This window comes from Nocardia sp. CC201C, from assembly GCF_030010695.1.
GTDB lineage: Bacteria > Actinomycetota > Actinomycetes > Mycobacteriales > Mycobacteriaceae > Nocardia > Nocardia otitidiscaviarum.
Window position 1 is genome coordinate 1 of the sequence record NZ_JASCXP010000319.1, and the last position, 8,843, is coordinate 8,843.

Sequence of the window (8,843 nt, forward strand, 5' to 3'; positions counted from 1 at the left end):
CACGGCGGCCCCGGCGTCCGGATAGCGGTAGCGCGCGGACGCGCCGGGCAGGGCCGGTGGCGTGGCGTCGAGCCGCCCGTCCGGCTGGAGCCACAGCCGCATCGGTGTCACCGGGACCGGCAGCCGGTCGAACTCGGCGACCGATGTCGGTGTCAGCCGGGGCTTCTCACCGTCGGCGGCGACCTGCATCTCCTGGAACAAGCGCACGTGCGGCTCGCGATCGAATCCGTTGTCCTCGCCCTTGACGAAGTGAGCCAGGAATCGTTTCAGCACGGCGTGGATGTCCGGTGCGGTGAGGTCGGTGTGGTGGTCGCCGTTGGAGCTGATCAACCACATCCGCTCCGGATCCATTGTCTCCTCGTAGTATCCGGCCCGCGGCCCGACCTGCTCGTCCTGCCAGGATTGGGTACCCAGCGCCGGTACCTCGATGCGGCCGGTGTGCAGATACGCGCTCTTGCTCGCGTAGCGGTCGCCGAAGTACGGGTCGTTGTCGAGCCATTCGGTGATATCGATATCGGGTCGCCGCGCGTTGGCGGTGTTCGCGGCGGCGACGGCCGCGCATTCGGTGTCGCCGTCGAGCAGTTCGGCCTGCCGGGCGGCGTGCTGCCAGGTGCCCGCGAAACCGTTCCACCAGTCGGCCGGGAAGCCGACGTTCTGGATGCCGCCCGGATAGCCGACATCACGGTAGGGATCGGCGACGTTCTTGCTCGGCGTGATCGCCCGCAGACCCTCGGGGCGCTGCGCGGCGGTCCACAGCTGGTTGTAGCCGGAGTAGGAGTAGCCGATCATGCCGACGCGGCCGTTCGACCACGGCTGCCGCGCCGCCCATTCCACAGCGGCGGCACCGGCCGCGCCGACGGTCTCGTCGAAGATGTGGTTCACGCCGGTCGAACAGCCGGTGCCGGGAACGTTCACCCCGACGATCGCGTAACCCTCGGCGAGCCAATCCCTTCCGATATCGGGATCGGAACCGGCGCTGTAGCCGTCGTACTCCACCAACACCGGATGCGGCCCGCCGCCGCCGGGCAGCAGCACCGAGTATCGGATGCGTTCACCGCCGTCGAGGGCGAGATATCCCCACAGTCGGGATGCGGCCGGATCGGACGAATCCGGTTCGGACCGAGCGCATCCCGCGCAGAGGATCGCCATGGCCGCCGCGACCGCCGCCGCCCGCCTGCGCCTACCCACCATGGTCGTATCTCCTCACCGTCACGTCCGATCGACAGCTGCGACAGTACGAATCCGATCCTGGACTGTCGTCGCACCAGCGGATGATCCGCACCGGCACCGCGGGTGGACATCACCCCGACACCTCCCTGAGGAGTACCCCGTCACCCACTACCACCGCGGGTCGATGTGCGGCGCCTGCCCTCTGCCTAGCCTCGAATCGGTGATCAAGACAGAATCGGTGCGCGAGACTTCGCGTCGCACCGTCGCCATACTGGTCGCGCTGGTCGCGCTGGCCGCCTGCGGTTCGGCTCCCACCGTCGAACAGCCGACCTCCGCCACCGGGTCCGCGCCGCGATTGCCCGCTCCCACAGGTCATTTCACCGTCGGGCGTACCGTGCACCACCTCGTCGACGCAACCCGCCGTGACCCCTGGACGCCGGAGCGCGACCGTGAGCTCATGGTCAGCGTGTATTACCCGGCGCAGCCCGGAACCGGCACGCCCGCACCGTACGCGACCCCCGGGGAAGCTGAGTTGCTGCTGCGCCGCGAGGGCGCGCCCGCGGACCCGGAGGCCGCCCGGCTGCTCGGCGCCACCCGTACCAACAGCGCCGCCGATGCCACACCGGTCGACGGTTCCCACCCGCTGGTCGTGCTGTCGCCCGGATTCGGCGCACCCCGCTACACCCTCACCGCCCTCGCGGAGGACCTCGCCTCGCACGGCTATGTGGTCGCGGCGGTCGACCACGTCAACGAGGCGTCCGGAACCGAACTCCCGGACGGACGGATCGCCACCTGCGTGGTCTGCGAGACGGTGGACGCCCCGGGCACGCTCGACACCCTCACCGCGGCACGGGCGGCCGATGTGTCCTTCCTGCTCGATCGGTTGGCCGCGACCGCGCCGTCGTGGCCACCGGCCCGGTACGTGGCCGCGAGCCGGATCGGTATGGCGGGCCATTCCATCGGCGGTGCCGCGGCCGCCGCGGCCATGGCGCGGGATCCATGGGTGCGCGCCGGAGCGAATATGGACGGCGCGTTCTTCGGTGCTGCGCCCGCGGACGGGTTCGGCGACCGCGCCTTCCTGATGCTCGGCACCGATGACGAGACGCACCGGCCCGGCGGTGCCGACACCACCTGGGACGCCATGTGGGCGGCACTGCACGGCTGGAAGCGGTGGCTGACCGTCACCGGTTCCGATCACTTCACCTTCAGTGACAGCCCCGTGCTGGTCGAGCAGTTGGGCGGCGGGGCCGACCTGCTCGGCCTGCCCACGACGAGCACCCTCTCCGGGCCGCGTGCGGTGGAGCTCACCCGCGCTTACGTCCGCGCCTTCTTCGATCGGCATCTGCTCGGTGTCGCACAGCCGCTACTGGACGGCCCGCACCCGGCCTGTCCGGAGGTGCGCTTCCAGCACACCTGAACCGTGCCGGGTCGCCGCGGCGGGCTGGGCGGGGATCGTCCGTATCGTCGATGTGGACATGTTGATCTTTTTACTGGTCCTCGCGGGCTTCGCGTTCCTGGACTCGCTCGACGTGCTGATGGTCGGCGTCACCACGGCGGTGATCTACGACAGTCGGCTCGGTCGGCGCTCGCCGGTGCCCGGGGTGCTCAGCTTCCTCGCCGGAGTCTTCGCCGTCACAACGACTTTCGGCATCTGCACGGTACTGGGGTTGAGCTTCGTCACCGACCTGGTGGATTTCACGGTGACGCCGACGCTGCGGTACTGGGGTGAGCTGATCGCGGGAATCGTACTGCTGGCACTCGGGGCCGTCCGTATCTCCGGGAGTACGACGGCGACGGTGCCGACGTGGGCGCTGGAGGCGCGGCGACGGCCGTGGCTGCTCGGGCTGGCGGGGATCGCCATCGGTCTCGGGCAGGCCCCCACGGCGGTGCCCTATCTGGCGGCCCTGGCCATGCTCTCGGCACGCGACCCCAGACCCGCGCTGTGGCCGCTGATCATCATCGGATACTGCGCCATCGCGCTGCTGCCGCCGGCGCTGGTCCTGCTCACCGCCACCCGCGAGACCGCGCGGGCCCGGCGGTTCCACCGGAGCCTCGTCCGGGGCATGCGCCGGTTCGGCCCGGCGTCGGTGCGGGTGCTCTTCCTGATCTTCGGAGCCGTCCTCGTGATCGACGCGCTACGCCACCACGCGGTGCTGTGGTGAGATCCGACGCCGCTCACGCACCACTACCCGGCGACGGATCCGTGGGGGATTCGGCACGGTGCCGGGCGAACTCACGGCCGACGGCGGTGATCGGCGGGTCACCGTAGATCCACTCGCGGGCGATGCGGTGCCAGTTGTTGGTGGCGGTCAGGCTGCCGATGGTGCCGAAGGTCATGAGTTCGGCGCGGCGGGAGAACAGGTGTTCGGCGGGCAGGTTGTCGACGCGTTGCACGACGGCGTCGGCGCGGGGGTCGACGGCGCGGGCGAAGGCGGTGGTGGCGATATCGCCGGTCACCGTGACCTCGTCGTCGACCAGACTCCACCACGCGGTCGCGGCGATGTACTCCAGGCATTCCTCGGCGGGGACGGGCGTGGTCGGGTCGATGACGCCGCGGCGCACCAGCAGGGTGCGCAGATCCTCCGCCCGTCCTTCGACGGCGGCGCGGACGCAGTCGATTTCGAAGCGCACGTATTCGGGACGCATGCGGTGGAACAGCCCGAAGTCGACGAATGCCACGCGCCCGTCCGCGCCGAGCAGGACATTGCCCGGGTGCGGGTCGCCGCAGTACTCGTTGTCGCGGTAGAGGGAGCCGACATAGAAGCGGTAGACGATCTCGGCGATGCGTTCGCGGTGCGACGCGGGCAGTTCCGCCCCCGTCACGAAGGGCCGGCCGTCCACGAGGTCGCTGACCAGCACCCGGCGAGTGCACAGGGGTGCGACGACATCGGGCACGTGTACGAGGGTGTGATCGCGGTAGCGATGGGCCATATGCCGCTGTGCCCGCGCCTCGGCCAGGTAGTCCAGCTCGCCGGTGATGGCGAGCGAGACTTCCTCGAGCACCCGGGAATCGGCGAGGGCGGGCAGCATGGGCCGCCAGAAGGCGGCGAACAGCCGTAGATTCTCCAGGTCGGCGCGCACGGCCTCCTCGATGCCCGGGTACTGCACCTTCACCGCCACCGCGCGGCCGTCCCGCAGCGTCGCGCGATAGACCTGGCCGATGGACGCGGCCGCCAGCGGCTCGGTGTCGAACTCGGCGAACACCTCCCGCATCGGCCCGAGGTCGGCCTCCAGTACCGAACGCAGCTGTGGGAAGGGCATGCGCGGCGCTTGATCGCACAGATCCGCGAGGCGTTCCCGGAAACGCTCCCGGTGCGATTCCGGGAACATGTCCAGGTCGAGCAGCGACATGGTCTGCCCGACCTTCATGGCCGCGCCCTTCATCCCGCCGAGAATCGTGAACAGCTGATCGGCGGCCCGCAGCGTCTGCTTCTCCGCCAGCCGCGCCCGCAACTCCTCCGACCGCCCCACCATGGACAGCCGAACCCCGGTGTCGCGCAGCACCTCTCGCGCCACCGCCCGACCGAGTCGGTGGGCGCGAGCGATCCGGCTGGTCGGGATGCGATCGGCCACCCCACCATCGTCACCACCGGTGCGGCGCACTGTCAAAGGTCGGCTCGCACCCCGCTGTCCCGGAACACCGACCGAAAGGGCACCCGACGCGAACGCACGCCGAGTCACACACGGCAAGTACAGCGCGCGACGCCGCGCGTTCTGCGCGCGAGATGCCCCTTCGGCCCCGACCGCGAAGCCGGTCACCGCGGATGCGAGCGGAGCGGCCACGTGGGATGGTCGCCGCTCCTCGAGCCGGTGCTCAGTGTTGTTGCGGGCCGGGCTGTTGGGGGCCCGGGCGCTGCGGGTCGTAGTAGGTCGGCTGCTGCGGGTAGGACACCTGGTGCGACGGGTCGGGGAGACCGCGCTGACCGGAGTCGCGCTGACCCGCGTCGCGCTGGCGACCCAGTGCGGCGGCGGTGGGATCCTCCACCGGCTGCCGGGCATCGGCCTCGGCGGCGCGGACCGCGCGTTCGGCGGCCGGGTCGGTGGCCATATCGAACCAGTCGGCGACCTCGTCGGAATCGTCCTCGGGACGTTCGCCGGTGTCTCCGTCTGGGGCCGGTTCGTAGCGGAAGACGCCGTCCTCACCCTGGGTGGCGAAGTTGCGGGCGAAGCCCTCCAGGGCCTTGCCGAAGTCGCTGGGCACCATCCACACCTTGTTGGCGTCCCCGCGCGCGACCAGGGGCAGGGTCTGCATGTACTGGTAGGCCAGCAGCTCCGGCGTCGGCTTGCCGGACTTGATGGCCGCGAACACCTTCTCGATGGCCTTGGCCTGGCCCTGCGCCTGCAGATAGGCGGCGGCGCGCTCACCCTGGGCGCGCAGGATGCGGCCCTGCCGTTCACCCTCGGCGGACAGGATCGCCGATTGCTTGGAGCCCTCGGCGGACAGGATCTGCGCCTGCTTCTGACCTTCGGCGGTCTTGATCGACGCCTCCCGCTGACCTTCCGCGGTGAGAATCATGGCGCGCTTCTCGCGGTCGGCCTTCATCTGCTTCTCCATCGACTCCTGAATCGACGGCGGCGGATCGATGGCCTTCAGTTCGACGCGCGAGACCCGCAGCCCCCAGCGGCCGGTGGCCTCGTCGAGCACGCCGCGCAGCTGGCTGTTGATGAAGTCACGGGAGGTGAGCGTCTCCTCCAGCGTCATGCCACCGACCACGTTGCGCAGCGTCGTCACCGTCAACTGTTCAACGGCGGCAATGTAATTCGAGATCTCGTAGACCGCGGCCTGCGGGGTGGTGACCTGGAAGTACACCACCGAGTCGATCTGCACGGTCAGGTTGTCCTGCGTGATCACCGGCTGCGGCGGGAAGGACACCACCCGCTCGCGCAGATCCACCTTGGCGCGAATGCGATCGGCGAACGGCACCAGGAAGGTCAGCTGACCGGACACGGTGCGGGAGTAGCGGCCGAGGCGTTCGATGACGGCGGCCTCCGCCTGCGGCACCAACGCCACCGATTTGAACACCACCACCACGACCAGCAGGACGAGTACGGCGGCAACGATGAGTACAGCCATAATTTACGGCCCTTTCCACACGACGGCGGTCGCGCCGTCGATCTCCGCGACGTAGACGGTCGCGCCTTCCTCGTAACGATCGGACGGGTCGAGCGGCCGGGCGCTCCACACCTCGCCCTCCAGTTTGACCCGCCCGCCGTGCTCGTCGACGGGCTCCAGCACCCGCGCCGTCTTGCCCGGCAGCGCCTCCATACCCATGGGCTTGGCGGGGCGAACCGCGTAGCGGCGCAACAGAACCGGACGGACCACCAGCATGAGCGCGACGGCGGAGATGCCGAACACCACCGCGTCGACGATCAGGGAGGTGTCCGTCAGCCCGCTCACGCCGGCCGTCACCAGCGCGGCACTTCCCAACATGAGCAGGGTCAGATCCCCGACCAGTACCTCCGCCGCCGCGAGAAGCAATCCCGCGACCAGCCAAATGATTGCGGCCACGCCTCCACCCTAGTGCTTTTACCGCTACGTCGGCGGAGATCGAATCCGAACGTGACCTGATACCGGTGCGTGATCCCTCACCGGCGTCGAGGACCCGCACACCCAACCGGTCCGCGGCACGGCCGGTATCGCGGCCCAGCTGGTGTGGCGGCACGGCGCGGTATCCCGACGCAGCCGGCATCCCAGCGCAGCCGGCATCCCAGCGCAGCCGATATCGCGCGACGGCGCGGTGTCGCCGCAGGGTGCGGTGTCGCGGCGCGGCCGGTGTCGCGGTTCACTCCCGTAGGACGCGGGTCGCTGCCTCGCGCGGCACGCTCGGACCGGTAGCTTCTATGCGGTGAGCGGGCGTGACATGTACGGCGGTGACATCTACTCGGGCCATACCCGGAAGCAGCGGCGCGAGGTGCCGAAGGTGGTGGCCGAACGCGATCTCGTCGCCGAGGACGCTGCCACCGGATTCTGCGGTGCCGTAGTGGGTTTCGACCGCAGCTACGACGGCGAGTTCGTGAAGCTGGAGGACCGCGCCGGTCGGGTACGGCTGTTCGCGCTGCGCGAGGCGGCCTTCCTCATCGACGGTCGGCCGGTGACCCTGGTGAAACCCGCGGCCACCGCGCCCCGGCAGCCCACGCGGTCCGCCTCCGGGTCCACCCGGGTGGACGGGCTGCGCGCCCGGGTGGCGCGGGCCAGCCGGATCTGGGTGGAGGGCGTGCACGACGCCGCCCTCGTGGAACGGGTGTGGGGGCACGACCTGCGGGTCGAGGGCGTGGTGGTCGAGCATCTGGAGGGGCTGGACAATCTCGCGCAGCGGCTGGGCGAGTTCGGCCCGGGGCCGGGTCGCCGGGTCGGCGTCCTGGTCGACCACCTGGTAACCGGTTCCAAGGAGACCGGCCTCACCACCGGGCTCGGCGAGCACGTCCTCGTCACCGGACACCCGTACGTGGACGTGTGGGAGGCGGTGCGGCCCGCCGCGCTGGGCATTCGCGAATGGCCGCGGGTGCCGCGGGGCGAGGATTGGAAGACGGGCGTCTGCACCCGGCTCGGCTGGGGTACACCGCAGGACGGGTGGCGGCGGGTGTACAACGCGGTCAACGGTTTTCGCGATCTGGAGAGTCCGCTCATCGGCGCCGTCGAACGACTCATCGACTTCGTCACCGAACCCGCCTAGGACCGCGCGACACAGCAGCCTTCGCCGGGCGCGCCCTGCGGCGTGCCCCGCCGCCTGGCCACCTATGGCCACGAACCGCCGTACGACGTGATAACACCCGCACCGCCGGACACCTGGCACCGCACTACGCCGTCGGGTACCGCTCGTCGACCGGAACCCGCGGTCGTCGAAGGCCATCGCACGCCACAACCGTGTCATGCGCGCTCGCGCCTCAACGCCGAGTGCGCTGTCGGATCTCCGGCGTGCGGTGGCCATGCCCGCCGCTCCCGGACCTCGGCCGCCCACCGGGCTTCCCGCTCCGCGCGCCCGGTCCGCAGCCCTCCAGTTATCCTCGAAGAATGAGTACCCCGAGCGCCACGCTGACGGTCTGGGCAGGCTCCTGGCTGGCCGGGCACAGCGCCCCCGACGACGTGCTGGACGCGCTGCGCGCCTGGGCGCCCCGGCAGACCGTGGCCGCCGGGGACCCCGTCACGGGCGGTCACACCGGGCTGCCCTGGGCGTCCGACGACTCGCTCGACGCGCACGGCGCCGGAATCATGGTGCTGCTCAAGTTGATTCGGGAAGCCGTGGCCGGCCCGAGCGCACGGGCGCGGCTGGTGCTGCCGGTCCCCGGCGATGTGCGCGGCCTGCCGAGCGGTACCGAATTCGCGTCCGCCGCAATGGAGGTCGGCGAGGGGCTGCTCTTGGGCGCGCCGGGCGGCCACGGCACCGGCCTGGTGCCGACGTGGTCCGACGACGACACCCTGCGGTGGACCGTCTACGCGACCCCCATACCGCCGACCGCCGAACCCGATATGCCCTTGGGCGAGGCGGAATTCACCATGCGGCAGGCGGTGCGCGAGGCCGCCGACGCGCTGCAGCGACTACAGACCACCCGACTCGGCGCCGGTACGGCGGGACCGCGCGAACTGGTGGAGGCGGAATTGGCGAGTCATTCCAAACACCGCTACCCGGACTCCATGCCGCTGCGGGCCCGGCGCATTCTCGACACCGCCGACC

8 protein-coding genes are annotated in these 8,843 nt (G+C 70.5%); 4 read left to right on the plus strand and 4 right to left on the minus strand.

The window, feature by feature from the left end; all coding sequences use genetic code 11:
• Nucleotides 1-1,191: CocE/NonD family hydrolase (locus QK444_RS26655; RefSeq protein WP_282784830.1), on the minus strand; the 1,191-nt coding region annotated here is incomplete at its 3' end.
• A gap of 199 nt (nt 1,192-1,390) precedes the next feature.
• On the opposite strand from QK444_RS26655, the gene QK444_RS26660 reads away from it, so the two are divergent.
• Both QK444_RS26660 and QK444_RS26665 read left to right on the plus strand, forming a co-directional pair.
• Nucleotides 1,391-2,587, plus strand: a complete 1,197-nt coding sequence (locus QK444_RS26660) for an alpha/beta hydrolase (RefSeq protein WP_282784832.1) — start codon at nt 1,391-1,393, stop codon at nt 2,585-2,587.
• A 58-nt stretch (nt 2,588-2,645) separates the two neighbouring features.
• Nucleotides 2,646-3,332, plus strand: coding sequence for a GAP family protein (locus tag QK444_RS26665; protein WP_282784834.1), 687 nt, complete (start codon nt 2,646-2,648; stop codon nt 3,330-3,332).
• A 13-nt stretch (nt 3,333-3,345) separates the two neighbouring features.
• On the opposite strand, the gene QK444_RS26670 is transcribed toward QK444_RS26665, so the two are convergent.
• From QK444_RS26670 to QK444_RS26680, 3 genes are all read right to left on the minus strand, one after another.
• Entirely contained in the window at nt 3,346-4,743 is a 1,398-nt protein-coding gene (locus QK444_RS26670; RefSeq protein WP_282784836.1) for an AarF/ABC1/UbiB kinase family protein, read from the minus strand.
• A gap of 241 nt (nt 4,744-4,984) precedes the next feature.
• Nucleotides 4,985-6,244, minus strand: coding sequence for an SPFH domain-containing protein (locus QK444_RS26675; protein ID WP_282784838.1), 1,260 nt, complete (start codon nt 6,242-6,244; stop codon nt 4,985-4,987).
• 3 nt (nt 6,245-6,247) lie between these two features.
• Nucleotides 6,248-6,679, minus strand: a complete 432-nt coding sequence (locus QK444_RS26680; RefSeq protein ID WP_029928649.1) for an NfeD family protein — start codon at nt 6,677-6,679, stop codon at nt 6,248-6,250.
• A gap of 352 nt (nt 6,680-7,031) precedes the next feature.
• On the opposite strand from QK444_RS26680, the gene QK444_RS26685 reads away from it, so the two are divergent.
• Together QK444_RS26685 and QK444_RS26690 are read left to right on the plus strand one after the other, a co-directional pair.
• Entirely contained in the window at nt 7,032-7,844 is an 813-nt protein-coding gene (locus QK444_RS26685; protein ID WP_282784842.1) for a DUF3097 domain-containing protein, read from the plus strand.
• 338 nt (nt 7,845-8,182) lie between these two features.
• The coding region (locus QK444_RS26690) for a hypothetical protein (RefSeq protein ID WP_282784840.1) at nt 8,183-8,843 on the plus strand (661 nt) is incomplete at its 3' end.

Coding starts and splice junctions, on each gene's coding strand:
- QK444_RS26675 (WP_282784838.1), bottom strand. CDS start 6,244: ATGGCTGTACTCATCGTTGCCGCCGTACTCGTCCTGCTGGTCGTGGTG.
- QK444_RS26665 (WP_282784834.1), top strand. CDS start 2,646: ATGTTGATCTTTTTACTGGTCCTCGCGGGCTTCGCGTTCCTGGACTCG.
- QK444_RS26685 (WP_282784842.1), top strand. CDS start 7,032: ATGTACGGCGGTGACATCTACTCGGGCCATACCCGGAAGCAGCGGCGC.